Origin of the sequence: Streptacidiphilus monticola, from assembly GCF_042658505.1 — a bacterium.
Lineage (GTDB): Bacteria > Actinomycetota > Actinomycetes > Streptomycetales > Streptomycetaceae > Streptacidiphilus > Streptacidiphilus monticola.
Window position 1 is genome coordinate 1 of record NZ_JBHSQJ010000120.1, and the last position, 766, is coordinate 766.

The 766-nt window shown below is 52.6% G+C and carries 1 rRNA gene (cut by a window edge); it reads right to left on the reverse strand.

The features are described from left to right. A 23S ribosomal RNA gene (locus ACFP3V_RS25005) occupies positions 1-766 on the reverse strand (its annotated part continues 139 nt past the right edge of the window); the annotation flags it as partial.

Here is a 766-nt window from a genome sequence, read left to right on the forward strand (position 1 = left end):
GATGGCTGCTTCTAAGCCAACCTCCTGGTTGTCTCTGCCTTCCCACATCGTTTCCCACTTAACCATGACTTTGGGACCTTAGCTGGCGGTCTGGGTTGTTTCCCTCTTCACGACGGACGTTAGCACCCGCCGTGTGTCTCCCGTGATAACATTCTTCGGTATTCGTAGTTTGCATCGGGTTGGTAAGTCGGGATGACCCCCTAGCCGAAACAGTGCTCTACCCCCGAAGATGAGTTCACGAGGCGCTACCTAAATAGCTTTCGGGGAGAACCAGCTATCTCCCGGTTTGATTGGCCTTTCACCCCCAGCCACAAGTCATCCGCTAATTTTTCAACATTAGTCGGTTCGGTCCTCCAGTTAGTGTTACCCAACCTTCAACCTGCCCATGGCTAGATCACTCCGCTTCGGGTCTATACCCTGCAACTTAACGCCCAGTTAAGACTCGGTTTCCCTGCGGCTCCCCTATACGGTTAACCTTGCTACAGAATATAAGTCGCTGACCCATTATACAAAAGGTACGCAGTCACACCCGAAGGTGCTCCCACTGCTTGTACGTACACGGTTTCAGGTTCTTTTTCACTCCCCTCGCCGGGGTTCTTTTCGCCTTTCCCTCACGGTACTGGTTCACTATCGGTCAGTCAGGAGTATTTAGCCTTGGAGGATGGTCCCCCCATATTCAGACAGGATACCACGTGTCCCGCCCTACTCTTCGAGTTCACAACCTGTGCATTTTGGTGTACGGGACTATCACCCTGTACCGTCGGAC